20 protein-coding genes and 1 pseudogene are annotated in these 20,268 nt (G+C 70.5%); 10 read left to right on the top strand and 11 right to left on the bottom strand.

The annotated features are described in order from the left end of the window. Nucleotides 1-41 precede the first annotated feature (41 nt). Nucleotides 42-1,172 (top strand): VC0807 family protein, encoded by a 1,131-nt coding sequence (locus tag CG747_RS34075; RefSeq protein ID WP_146022197.1) that lies wholly within the window; start codon nt 42-44, stop codon nt 1,170-1,172. A gap of 232 nt (nt 1,173-1,404) precedes the next feature. Here CG747_RS34075 and CG747_RS34070 read toward each other — a convergent pair whose 3' ends face one another. From CG747_RS34070 to CG747_RS34060, 3 genes are all read right to left on the bottom strand, one after another. Further along, nucleotides 1,405-2,037 carry a TetR/AcrR family transcriptional regulator gene (locus CG747_RS34070; RefSeq protein WP_100605738.1) on the bottom strand — a complete coding sequence of 211 codons (633 nt, stop codon included), beginning with the start codon at nt 2,035-2,037 and terminating at the stop codon, nt 1,405-1,407. A gap of 43 nt (nt 2,038-2,080) precedes the next feature. Next, nucleotides 2,081-2,512: a hypothetical protein gene (locus tag CG747_RS34065; RefSeq protein WP_146022196.1), complete on the bottom strand. Its 432-nt coding sequence runs from the start codon at nt 2,510-2,512 to the stop codon at nt 2,081-2,083. 394 nt (nt 2,513-2,906) lie between these two features. Continuing rightward, nucleotides 2,907-3,560 (bottom strand): TetR/AcrR family transcriptional regulator, encoded by a 654-nt coding sequence (locus CG747_RS34060; protein ID WP_100605736.1) that lies wholly within the window; start codon nt 3,558-3,560, stop codon nt 2,907-2,909. Between the two features lie 231 nt (nt 3,561-3,791). Here CG747_RS34060 and CG747_RS34055 point away from each other — a divergent pair, with 231 nt between their 5' ends. Continuing rightward, a complete protein-coding gene (locus CG747_RS34055) occupies nt 3,792-4,466 on the top strand; it encodes an SRPBCC family protein (protein WP_100605735.1) in 675 nt (224 codons plus the stop codon). A gap of 47 nt (nt 4,467-4,513) precedes the next feature. On the opposite strand, the gene CG747_RS34050 is transcribed toward CG747_RS34055, so the two are convergent. After that, on the bottom strand, nt 4,514-4,921 hold the full coding sequence (locus tag CG747_RS34050; RefSeq protein ID WP_100605734.1) for a RidA family protein: 408 nt from the start codon (nt 4,919-4,921) through the stop codon (nt 4,514-4,516). A 341-nt stretch (nt 4,922-5,262) separates the two neighbouring features. Here CG747_RS34050 and CG747_RS34045 point away from each other — a divergent pair, with 341 nt between their 5' ends. Further along, nucleotides 5,263-5,784: a DUF4232 domain-containing protein gene (locus CG747_RS34045; protein ID WP_100605733.1), complete on the top strand. Its 522-nt coding sequence runs from the start codon at nt 5,263-5,265 to the stop codon at nt 5,782-5,784. Between the two features lie 262 nt (nt 5,785-6,046). Here CG747_RS34045 and CG747_RS34040 read toward each other — a convergent pair whose 3' ends face one another. Further along, a complete protein-coding gene (locus CG747_RS34040) occupies nt 6,047-6,487 on the bottom strand; it encodes a phage tail protein (RefSeq protein ID WP_100605831.1) in 441 nt (146 codons plus the stop codon). Between the two features lie 254 nt (nt 6,488-6,741). On the opposite strand from CG747_RS34040, the gene CG747_RS34035 reads away from it, so the two are divergent. Both CG747_RS34035 and CG747_RS34030 read left to right on the top strand, forming a co-directional pair. Further along, nucleotides 6,742-7,176, top strand: coding sequence for a VOC family protein (locus CG747_RS34035; protein ID WP_100605732.1), 435 nt, complete (start codon nt 6,742-6,744; stop codon nt 7,174-7,176). A gap of 114 nt (nt 7,177-7,290) precedes the next feature. Continuing rightward, nucleotides 7,291-7,557, top strand: a pseudogene (locus tag CG747_RS34030) (response regulator transcription factor); the annotation flags it as partial. A gap of 126 nt (nt 7,558-7,683) precedes the next feature. Here CG747_RS34030 and CG747_RS34025 read toward each other — a convergent pair. Together CG747_RS34025 and CG747_RS34020 are read right to left on the bottom strand one after the other, a co-directional pair. After that, nucleotides 7,684-8,838, bottom strand: coding sequence for a YncE family protein (locus tag CG747_RS34025; RefSeq protein WP_374701855.1), 1,155 nt, complete (start codon nt 8,836-8,838; stop codon nt 7,684-7,686). Next, complete coding sequence (locus tag CG747_RS34020; protein ID WP_100605730.1) at nt 8,835-9,431, bottom strand: ankyrin repeat domain-containing protein; 597 nt, start codon at nt 9,429-9,431, stop codon at nt 8,835-8,837. The genes CG747_RS34025 and CG747_RS34020 overlap by 4 nt, the downstream gene beginning before the upstream one ends. A 600-nt stretch (nt 9,432-10,031) precedes the next feature. On the opposite strand from CG747_RS34020, the gene CG747_RS34015 reads away from it, so the two are divergent. Further along, on the top strand, nt 10,032-10,709 hold the full coding sequence (locus CG747_RS34015) for a hypothetical protein (RefSeq protein ID WP_100605729.1): 678 nt from the start codon (nt 10,032-10,034) through the stop codon (nt 10,707-10,709). 153 nt (nt 10,710-10,862) lie between these two features. Here the strand turns inward: CG747_RS34015 and CG747_RS34010 are convergent, their stop codons facing one another. Further along, a complete protein-coding gene (locus CG747_RS34010) occupies nt 10,863-11,459 on the bottom strand; it encodes a TetR/AcrR family transcriptional regulator (RefSeq protein WP_100605728.1) in 597 nt (198 codons plus the stop codon). 169 nt (nt 11,460-11,628) lie between these two features. Between CG747_RS34010 and CG747_RS34005 the strand changes: the two genes are divergently transcribed. Beyond that, nucleotides 11,629-12,585, top strand: coding sequence for an alpha/beta fold hydrolase (locus CG747_RS34005; RefSeq protein ID WP_100605727.1), 957 nt, complete (start codon nt 11,629-11,631; stop codon nt 12,583-12,585). A gap of 299 nt (nt 12,586-12,884) precedes the next feature. On the opposite strand, the gene CG747_RS34000 is transcribed toward CG747_RS34005, so the two are convergent. Further along, on the bottom strand, nt 12,885-13,151 hold the full coding sequence (locus CG747_RS34000; protein WP_100605726.1) for a hypothetical protein: 267 nt from the start codon (nt 13,149-13,151) through the stop codon (nt 12,885-12,887). 257 nt (nt 13,152-13,408) lie between these two features. Between CG747_RS34000 and CG747_RS33995 the strand changes: the two genes are divergently transcribed. Together CG747_RS33995 and CG747_RS33990 are read left to right on the top strand one after the other, a co-directional pair. Beyond that, a complete protein-coding gene (locus tag CG747_RS33995) occupies nt 13,409-16,945 on the top strand; it encodes a trypsin-like peptidase domain-containing protein (protein ID WP_100605830.1) in 3,537 nt (1,178 codons plus the stop codon). A gap of 51 nt (nt 16,946-16,996) precedes the next feature. Further along, nucleotides 16,997-17,401 carry a CU044_2847 family protein gene (locus CG747_RS33990; RefSeq protein ID WP_180985813.1) on the top strand — a complete coding sequence of 135 codons (405 nt, stop codon included), beginning with the start codon at nt 16,997-16,999 and terminating at the stop codon, nt 17,399-17,401. 105 nt (nt 17,402-17,506) lie between these two features. Here CG747_RS33990 and CG747_RS33985 read toward each other — a convergent pair whose 3' ends face one another. Then, complete coding sequence (locus CG747_RS33985; RefSeq protein ID WP_100605725.1) at nt 17,507-17,725, bottom strand: EF-hand domain-containing protein; 219 nt, start codon at nt 17,723-17,725, stop codon at nt 17,507-17,509. A gap of 685 nt (nt 17,726-18,410) precedes the next feature. Here CG747_RS33985 and CG747_RS33980 point away from each other — a divergent pair. Then, the gene (locus CG747_RS33980) at nt 18,411-19,307 is read left to right on the top strand and encodes an alpha/beta fold hydrolase (protein WP_100605724.1); all 897 of its coding nucleotides are present in this window, start codon (nt 18,411-18,413) and stop codon (nt 19,305-19,307) included. A gap of 94 nt (nt 19,308-19,401) precedes the next feature. Here CG747_RS33980 and CG747_RS33975 read toward each other — a convergent pair whose 3' ends face one another. Continuing rightward, the gene (locus CG747_RS33975; RefSeq protein ID WP_100605723.1) at nt 19,402-19,872 is read right to left on the bottom strand and encodes a hypothetical protein; all 471 of its coding nucleotides are present in this window, start codon (nt 19,870-19,872) and stop codon (nt 19,402-19,404) included. Nucleotides 19,873-20,268: the final 396 nt, after the last annotated feature.

The following is a 20,268-nucleotide window of genomic DNA, read 5'->3' as shown; positions in this document are numbered from 1 at the left end:
AGCGATCCGGCCCTTGCCGCGTCCGGCCGCATCCTCTGGTCTTGCCCGAGCCTGCCGGTGACCGGGGCGAAGGAAGCTGCCCAGAGGCGATCGAGGCCATCGCGGACCTGGGGTTGCACCGGGCGTCACTGGCCGAGATCGCGCGGCGGGCGGGGCTCACCAAGCAGGCGATCTTCTACCACTTCGCCACCCGCGACGAGTTGATCCACGAGGTCCTGGCCGTGGTCACGCAGCACGGAGCGGAGTTCATGGCCGCGCGTGCACGCCGAGCGCCCACACCCGCCGACGAGTTGCGGGCGTACATCGAGGCCAACGTCGAATACCTCGGCAGCCACCGCGAGCGGGTCAAGGCGCTGGTGGCCATCGCGATGAACTTCACCGACGAGGACGGCCGCTCCCGACTGCTGCCGCTCGACGCGTCGGTCTACGGCGACAGCCTCGCCCCACTGCGGGACATCCTGCAACGCGGCCAGGAGCAGGGCCAGTTCGCCGAATTCGACACCCGCACCACGGCCATGTCGATCCGTGCGGCCATCGACGCGATCGGACCGCCACCGTCCGGAACACGGGCGTGGACCGCGCTGGCACTCGATGTGGCAGTGCCGCTCGCGGTGTTCTACGGGAGCCGGGCCGCGGGGGTCGACCAGTGGCTGGCGCTGGTCCTCGCGGGCATAGCCCCGCTGGCCGGCGTCCTGACGACATGGGCGCGACAGCGACGCGCGGATCCGACCGCGTTGTTCGTGATCGCCGCGATGGTGCTCTCGGTACTGGTCGCCATGGTCACCGGTGACCCCCGAGCACTGCTGGCACGGGAGAGCTGGGTCACCGCGGCGCTGGGTCTGTGGATCCTCGGCTCCCTGGCGATGACCCGCCCCTTCCTTCTGGACGTGGCCGTCAAGGTCACTCCGGCCGGTACGGCGCAACGCCTGGACCGCCTGTGGCACGACGCCCCCGCCGTCCGCCGGTGGATCCAAGTGGCCAGTGCGGCATGGGGGAGTGCGTTCCTCCTCGACGCCATCGCCCGCGTGGTGATGGCCTACACGCTCCCCGTCGACAGCGTTCCCTCGCTCGGCGTCGTGGTGCTGGTCGTCTTGCTGAGCCTGGCACAGGCCCTGGTGATGCTGCACGGCCGCCGCAGCGGCGCCCTCGCCCTGATGCGCGGCCGCGCATGACCTGAGGGAACCGGGCAAGCTCAAGCCCCACCAACCAACCGACCAACCAACCGGCTGACTGGTTGCCTGCCTGTTTCAGAGGCCGTATCTCATCCGCACGACCACCCATCCAGGTCCCCTGTTCGAACTGCACATCCCAAGACCGCTTGAGAGACCGCTTCCGGCACCAGGTGGAGTCCTGATCAGCGGCAGTCAAGGATCAGAGACACGTACGGGGACCAGCTACCGGTCGTCAGCTTCGCTGAATGCCTGCGAGCAGGATGTCCGCGAGTCTGTCGGCGTAGTCGTCAGGGTCGACATCGGGGTTGCTTCGGAGGTATCCGAGCATCATGTCGATCGCTCCTTGGTAGGTGACGGCCATCACGCGGGTGTCGAAGTCGCGCAGCGTTCCCTCGGCTTGGCCGCGCCGGAACAGCGACTCCTGTGCCTGGTAGGTGTCCTCGTAGGCAGCAAAGGTCAGGCGCGGGGTGCCGTCGGGGTGACGCAGGTTGTGCACGATGCTGTTGAGTGCGGTGAGTTCCACCCGGTGGGTGACGTTCAACGCCGCAGCCCGGCGCAAGGCTGCGCGCATGATGTCCGGGACCGGCTCGGTCAGGTCGAGCGAGTTCGCGATGCGGCCCCTGATGGTCGTCATCGTCGCCTTGGCGGTGGACTCCATCAGGTCGTCCTTGCCGGAGAAGTAGTGCCAGATCAGGCCCTTGGAAACGCCGGCCCGTTCGGCGACGCGTGTCAGCGTGAGGCCGTCGTACCCGCGGTCGGCGAGCTCCTCCACGGTCGCGGTGATGATCTGTGCTCGGCGTTCGTCCTCGTCGAGCCGCTGTCGGCGCGCGCCCGACCCCGAGGTGTGTGAGGGCAAGCTGGTCATGGGGACAAGCTTGTCATGCCGTCGCTGTCCGAGGATGTGCTGGTCATCGGTGGTCGGTGGGCGGATTGCGGCGAGCCCGGACCGACAGGGTCGCAAGGGCCAGCATCATCGCCGCGATGACCAGCATCTCCACCCGCATCCACGACGGGAAGACGCCCGGCAGCGCGGCCTCGACGAGATTCACCACCAGCAGGACACACCCGATGATGGTGAGTGCGCGGAGGCCGGAACCACTCCCTCTGAGTGCCCCGCGGGTCCGCAGCGGGAGCACGATCGCGAACACGGCAACGATCACGGCGTGACCCCATGCCTCCGAGGTGGCCAAAGATGGCGCCACCGCCGTCATAACGGCCAGCGCCACCAACGTGCCGAAGGCAAGCGCGACATAGATGCCCACCAACCGCTGCACCCTCGCGAGCGGTTCGGAGGCGAGTGCTGCCGACTTGAGTTCGTCCGTTCCCCGTTTATTGACCATACGGTCAACGCTAACCACTATTGACCCGCTGGTCAATGGTAGGGGGGTCCTCCGCCGCACCCGCACCGTTGCGCTTGCCGACAGGCCAACACCGCTGGAAGCGCAGTCAGTTGGCTTGGAGGGTCTCCGGCTCTCCCGCCGCCTTCGCCGCCCGTATGCCCACCGTCCGCAGCGTGCCCCCGACGGGCGCACTTCCCCACGCGATCCAGGCGCTGCGGACAGCGTCCGGATCCTCACCCGCCGCCAGGACCTTCGTGCAGCTGCTCCACGGACGGACGCCGAACGAGCCTGCCCCAGGCTGCATTTGAGACGGCAACGTCGGCGCCGACGTCGAACGTCGGTCGCCCAAGGATGGACGGGGTGCGCGCGTCGAGATCGGTCCCGCCGCGCGACGTCACTCTCCGAGCGACAGCAGGCCGTCCAGTTCGGCTGCGAACAGGAGGGCGGGGTCGAGGTCCATTCCGGCGAAGTGGCCGGCGAGTTCCAGGGACAGCGCGCCGTGCAGTCGGGTCCAGAAGGCCAGGGCCCGGCGGAGGGCCGCGGGCGGGGCGGGGTGGCCCTCGGCCCAGTCCCGGTGCTCTGCCAGGTGGGTGCTGAACGGAGTCGCCGGGGCGTCCGGGGTGAGCGCCGCACAGACATCGAGCAGGGTGCCCATGATCTGGGCGGAGATGCCGGTGATGTCGTCGGGAGCGTGGTAACCAGGCACGGGAGTGCCGTAGATGAGGAAGTACCGCTGGGGGTCCGCCAGGGCCCAGTCGCGTAGGACGTGGGCCAGCCCGGCCAGGTCGGTACCGGTCGCGGCGGCCGTGCGGAACGTCTCGGCGAGACTGCGGTACGCGTCCCGGATGAGTTCGGTGAGCAGCTCGTCGCGGCTGGCGAAGTAGCGGTAGAGCGCCGGTCCGCTCATGCCCATCTGTTTGGCGACCGCGTTGAGGGAGAGTGCGGGCACCCCCGCCGCGGCGATCTGCTCCCAGGCGCGTTCCTTGATCTCCGCGCGGACCTGGCTGCGGTAGCGCTCCCGAGGGGTCTGCGTGTCCGACTTCCCCACGGCCTGCCGCCTTTCCCAGTCGTCGCATGGCTACGCATTCAAGCTTTCGTTAGAAGCTATCACGCAAGCTCTTGACCGCTCATTCCGCGGCTCGTTATAACTTCTAACGAACGCATGAGGCTCTATCTCATGCGGAGTGTGGAGTGCGGAGTGCACAGGGGGCGCGGCACGGGCCGACGCCCGCGCGCTCGGCACACCACACCTGCCCACCACCCGGCAAAGGGGAAAGCCATGCTCGGAATCCGCAACACCCCTGTCCGCAACACCCCTGTCCGCAACGCCCGTGTCCGCACTGCCCTGTTCACCGTGCCGCTCGTCGTCGGCGCTCTCGGCGCCGCGGCCGTACCCGCCGGGGCCAGTCCCCGCAGTCCCCACCATCCCGGCGCGTCCCTGACGTGCCGCGGCAAGGGCGTCGACCCCGATGCGCAGGTGCGCTACAAGACCGAGACGGTGATCCATGCGCCCTTGCGCACCGTCTGGAAGCTGCAGACCGATGTGGCGCGCTGGCCTGCCTGGCAGGCGTCCGTCGAGAGTGTGGAACGCCTCGACCACGGGCCCTTCCGCACGGGTTCGGCGTTCCGGTGGACCATGCCGGTGCCTCCCAACCCCTCGACTCCGGCCACCCGACTGGAGATCACCTCGACCGTCGAGCAGCTCAAGCGCAACTCCTGCATCCGCTGGACCGGTCCCGCAATCGGTACCGGACTGCGCATCGACGGCGTCCACGTGTGGAACTTCACCGAGGTCGAGGGTGGCGTCCGCGTGAGCACCGAAGAGACCCACACCGGTGCCCAGGTCGACGCGGACGTTCCCACCGCCACGGCGATCCTCCGCAAGGGGCTCGACACGTGGCTGAGCGAGCTGAAGACCGCGGCGGAAGCCCGGACCGACCACGAGCCGAGCTGAGTCGAGGAAGGCCCCGGACCTGCGCCGCGGCCCTCCTCGCCGGCCGTTCAGTCGATGACCGCGACGGCCTCCACTTCGACCAGGTGTTCCGGGATGTCCAGGGCGGCCACGCCCAGCAGAGTGGCCGGTGCGGCCGGAGCGGACCCCAGCGTCTCGCCGGCTCGGGAGATCCCCTCCAGGAGCAGCGGCATCTTGTCGGGGGTCCAATCGACCACGTGGACGGTCAGTTTGGCCACGTCGTCGAAGGACGCACCGGCCGCGGCCAGGGCGGTGCCGATGTTGAGGTAGCACTGCTCGACCTGCGCGGCCAGATCGCCTTCGCCGACCGTGAGGCCCTGGGCGTCCCAGGCAACCTGCCCGGCGATGAACACCAGTTTCGAGCCGGCGGCGATCGACACCTGCCGGTAGACGTCGATCTCCGGTAGTCCGCTGGGGTTCACCAGGGTGATGGCCATGCCGCCGCCTCCTCGTCGCGAGAGACCCGTTGGTCTCTTGTGGATACTCGGGAACCGTAAGAGAGTTGCCGCTGACGTGGAAGAACGCACTTTTCGGTGACTGGGGAACCTAGTGGTGACCAAGCAGTTCAAGGGCTCGACCGACGAGCCGCGGCTCGCACCCGCTCGTACCGGCAGAAGTCGCGGGACGCCCGGGAACCAGCGGATTTGCGGAGGTCGGGAGCGCTGGTCCATTCGTGACGTACTTATGACATTTGTCGGTCCGGTGGGAGGGGAGGAATGGAGGTGACCAGGGACCCGGGCGGAACACCCGTTGTCCGCCGAGCAGAAGGGGAGTCTTCATGATGCGTACCACTGGGAAGATCGTCGGCACCGCTGCCGCCGTCGCGCTGGTGGGTGCGGTGGGAGTGGGCGGGGGAGTGGCGCAGGCGTCGTCGACGGCCACGCCCGCCGGCAACGAGGCGCCCTCCGCATGCCGTCCGGCGAACCACACCGCCAAGATCACCGCGGCGCCCGCCACCGCCGGGCACCACCACTACCGCGTCACCCTGACCGCGGCACCCGGATACGACCCGTGCCGGCTGGCCGGTTCCCCGATCGACGTGCGCTTCTACCACCACGGTTCCCTCAAGGGCGTCACCGCCGGGCACTACGGCGCGCAGGGCACGGTGGTGACCTTCGGCCCGGGGCACCCGGTGCACTTCGACATCCAAGTGCCCAACACCGGCGGCGGTGCCCCCGCCGACGAGGCGGACTTCACCCTCAAGGCTCCCGGCGGGGTGATCCCCGGCGAGTCCACCGCCTACGGCCGGCTCACCGTCGACGTCGGCACCGTCATCGGCCCCGTCCGCCCAGGCGCCTGACCCCGCCCGCCGCCCGATGAGACCGTCGCCCCCGAGGTCCGTCCATGTGGAGACGGACAGCGATCCCGTACTCCCGCCGAGGCGGCCCCGCAGGGCGTGTGGCCCGGCGGCCCACGCCCCAACGGTCCATCAACCGGATCACGAACCTTCCGCGCCGTGGCAACCCGCCACGAGAAGCGGGCCTGCCTCTTCCCCGACTTCGCCACCGTCACCGCGTTCCGGTGAAGGCTCCGGACGTGATCCGCCAGGCAGAGCTCGATCGCTACTCGATGGTGAGGTCTTCGTAGGTGATCGTCACCTGTTCCGTCGCGGGCCCGGACTCGGCGGCTCCCAGCGACGGTCCCTCCCAGCGGGACGCCCAGGCGTTGCTGAGGTGGATGCGGCGGACGGTCTCCTTCTTCGCGTCCTTCACCGCGATCGTGATGTTCTGACGGGCGGCGTCGAGGTCGGCGTCGACCAGGGTCGCCTTGATCCAGTCGGTGAACGCGGTGCTCTTGTCCATGCCGCGGGTGATCGTGATCTCGCCGGTCCTGCGTGCCCCAGGCTGCTTGCGGATGAGCAGTTCACCGGTGGGTGAGACCTGCCGGACTTCGACGACGTCCTGCTCCAGTTGCAGCCCCGACACGTCCTGGACGGTCTCGACCTGGAACTTGCCCAATTCGATGGCGAAGGTACTGCTGCCGAACGAGTCACCGGTCAACACGATGTACGCCTCCACTGCTCATGACTGGATGGCCGGTGGCCATTTCCTCCGGCCGCTACGCAGGTACCTAACGCCACAGACACAAGGAGGTCACAGTGTCTGCCGGACAGGCACCAGCTGCCCTGCGCCCGGGCTTGAGGAGCCGTCGCCAGTGTCTGGCGGTGTCTGGTGGTGCCTGGTAGTGGTCGTACGCCCGGCAACACACCGTTCCGCAACGGGACATGAGCGTCAGAGCCCCCTGCTATGGTGCGCCGATGGCATCGATCAAGAAGGTCCAAGTCACCTTCGACTGCGCGGAACCTGAGCGCGTCGCTCGATTTTGGTGTGAGGTGTTGGGGTACGTCGTACCGCAGCCACCGGAGGGGTGCGCCACTTGGGATGATTTCGACCGCACCCTGCCTGCCGAGCATCAGGGTGCATGGTTCGCCTGCAGCGATCCCTCGGGTGAGGGGCCGCGGCTGTTCTTCCAGCGCGTTCCCGAAGGCAAGGTCGTCAAGAACCGGGTGCATCTCGATGTGCGGGTCGGCACCGGACTCGTGGGTGAGGAGCGCCTGGCCGTTCTTGAGGCCGAATGCGCACGACTCGTCGCGCTCGGCGCGGTGTGCGTGCAACTTCTGCGGGCCGACGGCATCAACGAGTCGTGCATCGTGATGCAGGACATCGAGGGCAACGAGTTCTGTCTCGACTGAGCATCTCCGCGACGGTGAGGATGCGAAGCGGGGCGACGCCGGGCTTCGCGTGTGCGCGGCGTCGTCCAGCTGTGCCGCCGCCTGCTCGCGCTCCGCGGCTCCCGGCCGCCGCAGCGGTACGTCACCCAGCCGCCCACTGCGGGCGTAGGCGCGGGCCTGGAGGAGTTGACCGTGCGCGAACGGGAGGCCGTCTTCCTGGTCGCGCAGGGCCTGTCCAACGACGACATCGCCCGCCGCATGGTGATCACCCCGATGACGGCGAAGACCCACGTCAACCGGGCGATGACCAAGCTCCGGGTCCGGGACCGCGCCCAACTCGTGGTCCTCGCCTACGAGTCCGGCCTCGTGACCCCGCGCATGCTTCCAGTTCCCGGGACGTAGTCCTCGGCGATGCCGACAGGGTGCCACCAGCCCCCCACGGTCAGGAGTCCCGTTGCGCCGAGCCGGAGACCGGGGTCACGCCGGACATGACCACGGGCAGATCTTCCCGGTCCTCCTGGCCGGCGGTCAGAGAATCGCGATGCCCAAGGGGCGGTCGCCCGCGGCGAGGCGCCGGACGGTGCCGGAGTCCACGTCGACGACGGAGATGCCGTTCCAGTAGCCGTCGCGGGTGAAGCCTCCCGTGACGTAGGCGGTGCGACCGTCGGCCGAGACCGCGACGTTCTCGTGGGGACCGTCCAGCCGGATCACCTTCTCCCGCCCCTGCGGGGTGCGCACGGTCAGCGACGGGCCCTTGTCCCGGGAGGGGTCGATCGGGCCGGTGCCGACGGCGAACAGCGTGCCGTCGCCGGTGATCGTGACGCCGTGCTGATGGGTGTCGGCGGTCATCCGCTCGATGCGCGTACGGCCCGTCTCCGGGTCGACGACGGCCAGCCGCTCCCCCTCGAACGGCAGCAGCAGCTTGCCGTCGGAAGGGCGTACGGCGGTGTAGTGCGGCTTGAGCCAGGAGCCCAGGCCGCCCTCGGTGCCGTAGGGCGCGACCTCGATGCGCCGGGTGCGCAGGGAGCCCGGGGTCACCACGGTGACATCGAAGGAGTCGTGATCCGTGGCGTACACCTCGCGCCCGTCGCGTGCGACATCCACGTCGAACGGACGGCGGCCCACCTCGGTGACCCCGGTGACCTTCAGGCTGCGGGTGTCGATCGCCTCGACGGTGCCGTTGCGGCCGGGCCGGTTGACGCCGACGTACGCATGACGGCCGTCAGGGGCGAGCGCGATCCCCATGCCGCCGCCGCGGTACTCGCCGTAGGTCGGCGCCCCGATGCCCTGCGTCTCGTACGGGATACGGGCGATCCGCTTCCGCTCGGCGGTGTCGACGACGGCGACGTCCTCGGCGGTGGCGACCCAGGCCCGCCCGTCGCCGCCAACGGCCAGCCCGTACGGGGCCGTGCCGACGCGTACGGAGTCGAAGGCGCCACGGGCGGGATCGACGAAGGTCACGGTGTCGGCGCCGAAGTCGGCGACGAGCACGGTGCCCTCGGGCGTCCGGCCGGAGGGCGCGGGGACCTTCTTCGCCGCGGCGGACGGCGAACCGTCGTGCGGTGCCGCCGCGTCGTCCGCCGCGCCCCCGGAGCACCCCGCGACCACGAGCGCCACAGCGGCGAACGCGGCCGAGGCGCGCACGGCCGACCGGACCCGCCGTAGGGCCGCGGCCCGCCTCACCGGATCGCCTTGAGCAGATCGGCGATCTCGGTGTACCCGTGCCGCACGGCGTGCCCGAGGGCGGTGACGCCGTCCCCGTCGGGCAGGTCCAGGGTCGCTCCGGCGGTGATCAGCAGCTCCACGATCTCCTGGTGGGCGCTGCCGCCGTCGCCGAGGATCACGGCCTCCAACAAGGCGGTCCAACCCAGCCGGTTCACATGGTCGACGTCGATGTCGGTCTCGCGGAGCACGGCACGGACATAGGCGACGTGACCGCGCTCGGCAGCCGGGATGAGGGATGTGCCGCCGAAGCGGTTGGTCACCGTCAGGTCGGGCCCGGCCGGGAGCAGGGCACGCATCATGGCGACGCTGCCGGTGACGCCGGTGACCAGCCACGAGCTGTCGTGCCGGTCGTCCTGGGCATCGGGGTCGGCACCGGCGGCCACCAGCACCTCGGCGGCCGGCACGTGGTCGCCGAGTGCGGCCAGCAGCAGGGGGGTGCGGCGGTGTCCGTCGCGGGCGTCCACTGCGGCGCCTCCGTCGAGGGCGGCGCGCACGGCGTCGGTGTCGCCGTGCGTGCCGGCCGCCAGCAAGGCGCGGTCTAGGGCATTCATCGTGGTGCGCCTTGAACTCCAGGGGGCGCGGGTGCGCAGCACGGACAGCGTCGCCGCCGCCTTCGTACGGACCGCGATCCCGATGCCTGCCCGCAGCCCGGCGCGGATGCGGGCTGCGGACAGGCGGGGCCGACGGGGCTCGGCACGGGGGGTTCCGGGCGCCGCCGGGGTCGGGGCGGCCGGCGTGGAGGCGTTCGCGGACCAGTCAGCGACACCCCTGGTGACGGCCCGGCCACGCCCGGCAGCCTTCCCGCCATGCTTCACGGAGGCCAATTCCAATCAACTCCGATACGTTTCAAGGGTGTTGGTGCGGTCTCCTGGCTCGGCGCCACTGCGCCCGACGCTCCCCCTCGGCGGGCCGGGGCCTGCTCCGCTCCGTCTCCATCCTGGACCGCCTCCGGCCGCAACCCGTCGTCGGATCGGCTCCCCGCGACGCACGGATCGGTGGACACCGATGTCATCCGATCGGTTGACGCGGCTGCCGCCCTGGAGGTTGTGGCGCAACCAGGAGGCAACCGATCGGCCGATCGCCGAAATCCTGCCTGTGGTAGCGTCGCCCCCTTCTCCGGAGCTTCCGGACGGAGTCCTGTCAGGCACCGCATGACCGACCCGCACCAGCAACTCCAGGATGCCCTGGACGCTTTGGACGCTGCCTTCGCACCACGCACCGAACTGCCGGTTTCCGTCGGCGGCTGCACCTGCTGCTACGGCAGAGAAGCGCTTGAAGCCCTGGCCGGTCCCGTCCACCGGATACCGGACAACCTGATCCCCTGCGTCGCACACGAGGTACCAAGCCACTGGGACGACTTCCCCGGTCTGTACCGCAAGTTGACGCCCCGGATCGTCCGGCTCCTCATCGCCGACCAACTCCTGCACAAATCGGTCGCCTCGCAGTTCCTCGCCGCCCGCTGGCGGGAATGGACCGCGACGGAGCGCACGGCGCTGGAGAACGTGTGGCAGGCATGGTGGCGGTCGTTCCTGCACAGCCACCCGGGCACCGGAGACGTCACCCGGGTAATCGAAACGCTCGCGACCATCACAGGCACCCTCGCCCCCTGGCTGGCCATCTGGGCCCGAACCCGCACCCGGGCAGCGGACCTCCACCTCGGCGACGCCCTCGACCGATGGCTCATCGAGGACGAACTCGCCGATCTCCACTTCGGCTTCTACAACGAAGTGCACGCCACGCCGGAACTGCTGCCTTGGCTGCTGTCCCTGGAGGACGGCCGCATCGATGCAGCCCAACTGATGGGGATCGAGCGCATCGCCTACAGCTGAGCGTCCGAGGGCAGACGGCCGGGCAGCCGAACCGCAGGGCGGCGTGGACGCGGTGTCCATGACGGCTACCGATCACTCTCCTCCCTCGCGCCCAGCCGTGGCCTCCTGGGCGGACTGACCGCAGGATGGTGATCCACGGTGCGCTCGTCGGCCTCACGGCGTTTGCGGTCGCCGGAGCCCCTGGAGGAGGAGGGCCACCAGGCGTCGGGGGTCGTATCGGGGGTCGTTGTCGCGCCCGATGCACAGGTTGCCGATGCCGCGCATCAGCTCGTAGGGCTGTGTGCCGGGCTTGATGTCGCCGGTCTCGACCGCGGCGTCGAGCAGCTGGGCGCAGACGGGCAGCAGGCGGTCGAGGAAGTAGGCGTGCAGCGCGGCGAAGCGGTCGCTGTCGGACTGCAGGGCGTCGGCGAGGCCGTGCTTGGTGACGAGGAAGTCGACGAAGAGGTCGATCCATTGGTGCAGTGCGTCGAGCGGGGAGTCGGCGCCGGCCAGCAGGTTCGGGCCGGCTTCGGCGCATGCCTCGATCTGGTGCTGGTACACGGCGGTGACGAGGTCCGCCCTGGTCGGGAAGTGGCGGTAGATCGTGGCCATCCCGACGCCCGCCCGGGCCGCGATCTGGCGGATCGGCGCGTCGACACCGGCGGTGACGAACACCTCGGCTGCGGCGGTGAGCACCGCCTCCCGGTTGCGCTGGGCGTCGGCCCGCTTGCTGCGGGACGGCGAGTCCCCGGCAGGACCCTCGGCGGCCATCGCGTTCTCCTTCGACACCGATTGACAAAACGGATCAGTGCTCCGAATACTAAATGGAGCAGCGTTCCGTTTCAGCTTAGCCGAAGCGGGACGCCCCTGACCGCCTTGTCCGCCCGCCGGCCGCAGGAGACCGGCGGGCGGCAGGCGCCACCGAAAGGGAACCCACACCGTGAGCACATCCACCACCGACGCCCTGGGCGCGCCCGTGCCGGTCCTGTCCCTCAGCCCCGTAGTCCTGACCGTGCCCGGACGTCCCGTGGATCTCCAGGTACGCGTCTCCGCACCCGCGACCGGAACCAGCCTCCCCGTCATCCTGCTCTCCCACGGCCACGGCCCCTCGAACAACCTCTCTTCGCTCAACGGCTACGCGCCGCTCGCCAACTTCTGGGCGGCACACGGATTCGTCGTCGTCCAACCCACCCACCTCACCTCCAGCACACTGACCCACCTGGTCGCCGACGCCCCCGGCGCACCCGACTTCTGGCGTTCCCGCGCCGAGGACATGGCCCACATCCTCGACCGGCTCGACATCATCGAGAACGCCGTGCCGCAGCTCGCCGGACGGATCGACCGCACCAAGGTCGCCCTCGCCGGACACTCGCTCGGCGGCTTCACCGCCGCCCTCCTGCTGGGTGCCGGACTCACCGACCCCGACACCGGCAACGTGGTGCGCCTCGTGGAGCCCCGGATCAAGGCGGGCGTACTGCTCGCCGCGCCCGGCAGGGGCGGCGACGTCCTCAACGGACCCATGGCCGAGCAGTGGCCGATCATCGGGGCCGTCGACTTCTCCACCATGACCGCACCCGCGCTGGTCGTCGCCGGAGACAAGGACGACTCCCGGCACTTCACGGACATCGGGCCGGACTGGCACGCCGACCCCTACACCCTCGCCCCGGGCCCCAAAACCCTGCTCACCCTGTTCGACGCGGAACACGGGCTCGGCGGGATCGCCGGATACGACGCCGCCGAGACCACCGACGAGAACCCCGCCCGAGTCGCCGCCCTCGCCCGGCTCACCGCGGCCTACCTCCACACCCGACTCCACCCCGGCGCCCCTGCCTGGCAGACCACCTGCGAGGCACTGACGACCGGACCCGGCGCGGTAGGACACGTCGAATCGAAGTAGCCCCGCAGCCGCAAGGGGCGGGGAGTCGCCACGCCGAAGTCGTGGTCGGGAACGACGAAGGTCACCTACTCGCGCGAGTAGGTGACCTTCTGATGGAGCGCCCGGCAGGCCTTGCACCTGCATTTCCCACCGGTTGGTGGACGTCTTTCCTTGGACCACAGACGCATGACTCCCACCCGCCGACCGCGGGCCGAAGCTGCGTCATGATCATATCGGATCCTGGGAGCGCTCCTGAACAAGTAGCAGCCGTGCAGGTCACGTGCGTGCCTGCAGTCGCACTCGGAGCCGTCAGGTCCGGCTCACCCGTCGGAGCCGACCGGCCCTTCCGGTAACGCGTCCTTGAGCAGCAGCGCCAGCGTCAGCGCAGTCTGGGTGGGCATCCTCAGCACCACCTCCTGGCCGTCCGCGCCGACCTGGTGACGCTGGCCGTGCAGGACCAACGCCCGGTGCAGCAACTCGGCGGCGTCGAGGACGGGGTTGCCGCCGGCCTGTTCTTCGAGCTCGTCGAGGGCGTCGGCGACGAGGTTGTCGAAGGACGGCTCGGGTGGGTCGTAGGAGTACGACATGGGTGGATCCTGCCGCGCGGGGAGGGGTTGTGGGGGATGGACACGCCCCGGGCGAGGGGATTCTGCTTCGTCGAGCCCGCCCCGGAGGCCGGGTCGGCTCACGGGGCGTGGGATGCGCCCACCAGATCCGAGACCCTACGACTCCCCGTAATCCCCGCTGCCGCTCTGCCGCGTAGCCGCCGGCCGCTCCGGGAAGACCCGTTGAAGACTATGGCCCGAGGTGCGTCGCGCGTCGGGTGGAGACGGGGGAGACGGTGGTGGAATCGGGCACCAGGGGGCTGGGGGACGAGGCCGTGGTCCGGGTGGTGGACGGGGCCGGGCGGCCTGCGGGGGCCGGGTTCCTCACCGCCGACAACGCCGTGGTCACCTGCGCCCATGTGGTGGCCGCCGCCCTCGGTTTGCCGGAGACGACGGCGGAGCGGCCCGATGAGCCGCTGTGGCTGGACTTCCCGCTCGCCCGGCCGGGGCAGTTGTACGAGGCCCGGGTGGCGGCCTGGGTGCCGACCCGGGACGACGAGTCGGGAGACATGGCCGTGCTCACGCTCCGCACCGAGCCGCCGGCCGGCGCGGTCCTCGCCCAGCTCGTCGAGTACGGCGGCGAGCCGGGGCTGCCGGTCCGCACCTTCGGCTTTCCGCGCGGCAACGACAGCGGTGTGTGGAGCGCGGGCGTACTACGGGGTCGCCAGGCCACCGGTTGGGTGCAGTACGACGCCGACCCCGCGAGTCAGTACGAGGTGCAGCGCGGCTTCTCCGGGGCGCCGGTGTGGGACAGCGAGCACGGCGGCGTGGTCGGCATGGTGGTGACCGCCGACGCCCGCCCGGGGCGGCGCACCGCCTACCTCATCCCCACCGCGATCCTGTGCGCCACTTGGCCGCCGCTGCGCCAGGCCGTGTCGGAGCGGTCGCCCTTCCGCCCGCTGCGGCAGTTCCAGGAGGCCGACGCCGAGCTGTTCCACGGGCGTGGGGAGCCCGCGGGGCGGATCGTCGCCAGGCTCGACGCCGACTCCGGCACGGGAACAGGCGTCGGGACCAGTTCGGGCATCACCCTCGTCGGCGTCTCCGGCTGCGGCAAGTCCTCCCTCCTCCACGCCGGTGTGCTGCCCCGGCTGCGCCACGACGGCGCCCTCGCCATCGTCGCCTTCCAACCCGGCCCCACCCCGCTCCCGTCGCTGGCCCGGGCGCTCGTACCCCTTCTCGACCCCGAACTCCCGGCCCCCGCACGGCCCGCCGCCGAAGCGCGTCTCACGAGGCTGTTACGCCAACGCGAGATGCCCGAGGTCGTGCGGCAGCTGCTCGACCGGCAGGGCAGGCGCCGACTGCTCCTCATCGCCGACCAGTTCGAGCAGGCGCTGCTGCACACGGACGACGACCTCGACGCGTTCGCCGCCGCCCTCGACCACTGCCGGGAGCCGGACTCGCCGTTGCAGGTCGTCATGGCGCTGCGCGCCGACTTCCTCACCACCGCGCTCAACCACGCCGGGCTCGCCCCGCTCCTCGACGACGGACGGCTGTTCACCCTCGGGCCGATGTCCCGGGACGAGGTGCGTGCCGCGATCGAGCAGCCGATCGCCCGGGCCGGGGCGCGCTACGAGCGGGGCCTCGTCGACCGGCTGCTCAACGCCTCCGGACATGACGCGAGCCGGCTGCCGCTGCTGGAGTTCACCCTCGGCAAGCTCTGGGACCTCCGGAAGCACGGGACCATCGGCCACGCTCAGTACGACTCCCTCGGCGAGCTCGGCGAGGCGCTCGCCAACCATGCCGAGGACATCTGGGGCAGGCTGCGCGAAGAGGAGCGCCGCACCGCCCGCACCCTGCTGGTCCAGCTCGCCACCCCCGGCGGCGGTGACCGCACCCCGACCCGGCGCACCGTGGCCCGTACGGACCTCGACGGCGAGCAGTGGCGGCTCGCCCAGCGTCTGATGACCACCCGGCTGCTCGTACCCGGCGAGGAGCGGCGCGGCCGGGACGGCACGGTGGTGGAGAGCGTCGAACTCGCCCACGAGACGCTGCTGACGCAGTGGACGCTGCTGCGCGACCTCATCCGCGAGGCCGAGGGGTTCCGCCGCTGGCAGGAAGACCTGCGGCAGCGCATCGCCCGCTGGGAGAAGGAGGACCGCGCCCGCAGCCGCCTCATCCGCGGCTCGGACCTGCGCGACGCGAAGAGCTGGCAGTCCCGGCGCGGTGGCGAACTCACCTCTGGAGAGCGGGAGTTCGTCGCCGTCAGTCGTGCTTCCGCCCGCCGCCGACGGGTGACCGCGGCGGCCGTGGCCGCGGCGTTGGTGCTCGTCCCCAGCGGCGGGATCTGGGCATGGCGGAACGCCTCGGAGGCGGCGACCCGCAGCGAGAACACCGCCACGGCGGCCGACGCCCTCGTGCAGCAGGCGCACGACGCCGCCGCCGAACAGACCCAGGGCGCCCCGTACACCGCCCTGCTCCTCGCCATGCGCGCCTACCGCACCCACGCCACGCCCAAGAGCGAGGCACTGCTCGGCGAGGAGTACGCGACGTACGGCTCCGCCGACGCGATCGTGCCGGACTACGACGCGGACACACCGCTGCACCTGACGGTCGCCGGCCCGAGTGCCGGCGGCAGCGGGGTGCCCACGATCAGCGCCGACGGCCGAACCGCGCTCGCCGTGAATGCCGAGGGCAAGCTGATGGCGTGGCGGCTCGGCGGGCGGACCCCCGTCGGCTCCGACACCGGCCAGCATCAGGAGATCACCGCGGTCCCGCCGGACGGCTCGCTGATCGCCATGACCCACGACGTCGGGCACTCCGCCGGCCTGGCGGACAAGGGCGGCTCGCCCGTACTGCTCTACGACACCCGCAGCCACGCCGTACGGAAACTCCAGCCCCCCGCCCAGGGCGACCTTCTCGCCCTGCCCGACTGGCTCCGGAAGAGCCTGCCTTCCAACATCCCGCCCGGCATGTTCCCGCCCGGCACCACCGTCCCCACCCAGTACCGGTCGCTCGCCTTCGACCCGAGCGGCAGGCGGCTCGCCGCGCTCACCGGTTCCCTCGGCGGGCGCCTGATCGTCTGGGACGTGGCGAGCGGCCGGATCCAGAAGGTGATTCAGGGTCTTGAGAACGCGGCGGTCTCCTACTTCTCCTTCTCCGCCGACGGAAGCAGCCTGATCACCATCGGCTCGAACTCCGCAGCCACGCTGACGCCGCACGCGGACATCACCGTCGAGAGCTGGCCGCTCGACCAGCCGTCTCCACGCCCCCGCAGACTCCTCACCCTCTCGACGAAAAAGGGGGCGCCGGCGATCGGACTGAGCCCCGACGGCAGCGCGCTCGCGATCGCCACCCCGTACACCGGAGAGCGGGAGATCCACACCACGGTGACGGTGTACGCGCTGCCGAGCGGCAAGCAGCTCCGTCAGGAGCAACTGCCCGGTACCTACCTGCTCACCGGAGTCGCGCTGACGCATGGGGGCACGCTGGACGTCCCGTACTTCGCGTCACGCGACGCCAACCCCCTGTACGAAGCGGCACTGCAACTCGCCCGGCCCTGGCAGGGCGTGGCGCTGCTCGGGGACTCGGAGACGGCTTCCGGTCCCGCCGGTCCCGCCGGTTCCGTGGTTCTCGTCGACCGCGGGCTCACGGCCTTCGTCCCTCTGAACGGCGTGCACGACCCCCGGTCCCGCATCCCCACCGGCGCGCCGAAGCCCTCCGGTGGGCCCGCGCAGTGGATACGGCGGCTCTGCCAGACCGTGGCAGACGGCAACCTCCCACCCGCGGCCCAGCACAAGCTGCCGCCAGGCGCCTATCTGGGACCGCTGTGCCCGTGAACACGACGCCCGACGCACGCCTGAACCACGCCGAACCCGAAGGGAACACCCATGTCCGGTGAGACCATCCTCGTCCGCACCCCGCTCACCCCGCCCGAAGGCGACTCCCCGACCGCGCAGGTGGTCGTCGAGGTCGGGACGGAAGAGACGGGGGTCGTGCGGGCCGCCAGGCCCGGTGCGATCGCGGCCACCGCGGCGCACTCACTGGCGGAGAGCTTCGATCAGATCCGTGCCGCCGCAGAGGTCGCCCTCAGCCAGCTCACCCGGCTCTCCGTCCGCCCGAGCACGATCGAACTGGAGCTGGGCGTCAAGCTCAACGCCGAGGCGGGCGCGGTCATCGCCAAGACCGCCGCCGAGGGCAACTTCGTCCTCAAACTGGCCTGGCAGGCCGACCGTGCGACCGGCGAGCGCCAGGCCGACATCGAGGGCCCTGGCGGTGAACCCGGACGCGACTAGGCACGCCACCCATGCCTCTGCAGCGGAAGCGCCCCGCTCCGACCGCACATCGATCCCGGGATGACGAACCAGGTCCGGCACGTTCACGTGCCGGACCCGGCAGCGTCAGCCATTCATGGCCGCCCAGAACTCCTCGAAGGACATCATGCGGTCGCCGTCGGTGTCGACGGAGTCGATCAGCTCCTGAGCCTGCGCCTCGGTGATCTCCGTGCCCTCCAACTCCGCAACGACCTTCCGGTATTCCTCCGCGGTGACCTGGCCGTCCCCGTCGATGTCGTAGCGCTCGAAAACCTTCCGCGCCGCCGTCTCCACGATGTCTGCCATGAGCTCCGCCCTTCTGTGATCTTTACTGACGGGCCCAGGTTATCCGTCCGCCCAGACGCAACGCGGGGGCGCCCGACAGGCCCGGCTGCCGCGGCCTGGGCTCGCTCCAGGTGCGTGACTTCCGCTCCGGAGGGCATGCGCCCGCTGGGGCAGGTCGGCGCAGTCCCTCACGACCGGGCCTTCTCGAAGCGATTCCAACGGAGCGCGCTGCAGGCCCAACCAGGCGCGGACGTCGGGGAGTTCGAGGTGTCGGCTGCCCTGCCAGGACGCGAATCGACTTCGGTGGTGATCCGTGTGCGAGTAGGGTACTTGTCATGTCCTACATGTTCGCCCGCATCCGGACCTGAGGCGGCATCTGCCGCAGTCGCTCTGCGACCGGCGCCGGCTGACGACCTCGCAGGAGAGCTTCGCGGTCTCGCGGCACTGCCCTGCGGGCATCGCTCGGCCCCGGCCGTCGACGCGCACCGATGCCGGTGAGCGCATCCGCGTCGAGTGCCGCCCCTTGCCGGGTGGCATGCGGCGGTTGAGCGCCGACGCCGGCTCGGGCGCACCCGGCTACTGAACCGCACGCCTGGTGACAGGTGTGCCCTCTTTCTCCCTTCAGCTTCGGCGGCGCACGGTACCCGCATCGGGCCCGCAGGCATGCCTGCCGCAACGCCGCCCACCGGACATTGGACCAACCCGTATGACCTCTGCATCCAGCAACTCCCCCCGACTGCGCCGGGCCCGCGAGGTGAAGGCGACGTTCGTGCTCGTGCACGGCGTGTGCACCAGCTCCTTGATGTGGGCCCCCGTCCAGCGCGAACTGGCCCTGCTCGGCCATCGCAGCTTCGCCGTGGACCTGCCGGGGCACGGTTTCGACGCGCAGTACCCGACCGCCTACCAGGCACCGCAGGACCTCGACGCATGGGCGGCCGAGCCGTCGAAACTGGCCCAGGTCACCCTGCAGGACAACATCGACATGGTCGTCGACGTCGTCCGGCGAGTGGCCGAGCACGGGCCGGTGGTCCTGGTCGGCGCCAGCCTCGGCGGAACCACCATCACCGGCGTGGGCAACACCATCCCCGACCTGGTGAACCGGCTCGTCTACGTCTCCGGCTGGTCATGCGTGCAATGCGCCAACCCCATCGAGTACATGCAGGAGCCCGAGTTCGGCGACAGTCTGCTCGCACCACTGGCCGCACTGAACGTCGGCGACCCCGCCGAACTCGGCGTAGGCCGCGCCAACTACCGCACCGCCGACCCGGTGATGCTGGCCGGGCTCAAGGCGTCGATGATGGCGGACGGCACCGATGAACAATTCCGGGCCTTCCTCAACATCCTTCAGCCGGACGAGTCCCTGGCGGTGATGATGGCCGATGCGCGCGGCCACGCCGACACCTGGGGAACCATCGCCCGCACCTACATCCGTCTCACCGACGACCGGTCGCTCCCCGTGGCCATGCAGGACCGCCTCATCGCCGAAGCCGACGCCTTGACGCCCGACAACCCGTACGACGTGCATACGTTGGCCACCAGCCACGTCGGGTTCCTGCTCAAGCCGGCGGAGGTGGCCGGCATCCTCGACCGACTGACCGTCTGACCCCCGAACGCGCCAACTACCGTCCATCGCTTGTATGGGGGGCAGCGAGCCGGCTGCGCCCCCCGTAGAGGGAAAGGCACAGGCACAGGCACCGTCAGGCGTGGGAGTCGAAGTATGCGGCGGCAGCGTCGATGAAGCGGTCGTGGGCGGCCCGCGCGGTGTCCTGTGCTGCCGTCAGCTCCTCGATGCTCGTGGTGGCGTCGACCATGTCGTAGGTGGCGACAACCATGGCCTGCGCGGTGGCGTGGACGGCCGGGTCGGGTACGAGGAGCCGCAGCGCAACCAGGGGGTGGGTGATGGCGGAGCGGGTGGTGTGGGACTTGGCCCGCAGTTCTTCCAGCTCATCGCTGCCGGCGCCGCGCAGCCGGGCCTCCCCGCGCATCCACAGGGCCCGACGGTGGTCGGAGCCGGCGGACGCGAGTGTGGTCACCGCGTCGAGCCGGTCGCGGCGCAACTGCGCTGCGGCGGAAGCGCGTTCGGCGCGGCCGGCCGCCAAGTGTTGGAACGTGCCGGTGACAATCGATCCGAGGATCGTCCCGATGACAGCAAGGAGAGTGGCGTTCACGGTCTGCTTTCCGGTCGGGCGACTGGTCCCAGGCAGGTGCGGAGACAGGTGAGGCCGCCGCTGGGCATCGTGAGTGGTGTGGAATGACGCTGAGACGGTGGTCGCGGGCCACAGCGTAGATCCTCTCGGATGGCGGGAGGCGTTGGAGGGGGCTATGGGCCGGGGGCGAAGCCATGATCGGGGCAATGCCTGTGCGAGAGCGCGCGAGACGTCGAACCCCCGCCGGAGTGTTCTGGCGGGGGTTCGACGTGTAGTGGGGCCAGTGCCGTATCAGGCAACGTTCGTTCTGTTCGGGGACATGGTGAAAGTCGGGTGCGGGACACCTGGTCCATGGCCATGATGGGCCGACTTCCTGGTCGCCGAGGGGGCGGTCGACGACATCGGTCAAAGCACACC

The organism is Streptomyces sp. CB02959, from assembly GCF_002803155.1.
GTDB lineage: Bacteria > Actinomycetota > Actinomycetes > Streptomycetales > Streptomycetaceae > Streptomyces.
Note: the sequence above shows the minus strand (reverse complement) of the source record. Positions and strands in the feature narration are given on the sequence as shown.

Excerpts from the sequence above, each read along its gene's own strand:
- CG747_RS34070 (WP_100605738.1), bottom strand. The coding sequence starts at position 2,037 with ATGACCAGCTTGCCCTCACACACCTCGGGGTCGGGCGCGCGCCGACAG.
- CG747_RS34065 (WP_146022196.1), bottom strand. The coding sequence starts at position 2,512 with ATGGTCAATAAACGGGGAACGGACGAACTCAAGTCGGCAGCACTCGCC.
- CG747_RS34055 (WP_100605735.1), top strand. The coding sequence starts at position 3,792 with ATGCTCGGAATCCGCAACACCCCTGTCCGCAACACCCCTGTCCGCAAC.
- CG747_RS34050 (WP_100605734.1), bottom strand. The coding sequence starts at position 4,921 with ATGGCCATCACCCTGGTGAACCCCAGCGGACTACCGGAGATCGACGTC.
- CG747_RS34045 (WP_100605733.1), top strand. The coding sequence starts at position 5,263 with ATGATGCGTACCACTGGGAAGATCGTCGGCACCGCTGCCGCCGTCGCG.
- CG747_RS34035 (WP_100605732.1), top strand. The coding sequence starts at position 6,742 with ATGGCATCGATCAAGAAGGTCCAAGTCACCTTCGACTGCGCGGAACCT.
- CG747_RS34020 (WP_100605730.1), bottom strand. The coding sequence starts at position 9,431 with ATGAATGCCCTAGACCGCGCCTTGCTGGCGGCCGGCACGCACGGCGAC.
- CG747_RS34015 (WP_100605729.1), top strand. The coding sequence starts at position 10,032 with ATGACCGACCCGCACCAGCAACTCCAGGATGCCCTGGACGCTTTGGAC.
- CG747_RS34010 (WP_100605728.1), bottom strand. The coding sequence starts at position 11,459 with ATGGCCGCCGAGGGTCCTGCCGGGGACTCGCCGTCCCGCAGCAAGCGG.
- CG747_RS34000 (WP_100605726.1), bottom strand. The coding sequence starts at position 13,151 with ATGTCGTACTCCTACGACCCACCCGAGCCGTCCTTCGACAACCTCGTC.
- CG747_RS33990 (WP_180985813.1), top strand. The coding sequence starts at position 16,997 with ATGTCCGGTGAGACCATCCTCGTCCGCACCCCGCTCACCCCGCCCGAA.
- CG747_RS33985 (WP_100605725.1), bottom strand. The coding sequence starts at position 17,725 with ATGGCAGACATCGTGGAGACGGCGGCGCGGAAGGTTTTCGAGCGCTAC.
- CG747_RS33980 (WP_100605724.1), top strand. The coding sequence starts at position 18,411 with ATGACCTCTGCATCCAGCAACTCCCCCCGACTGCGCCGGGCCCGCGAG.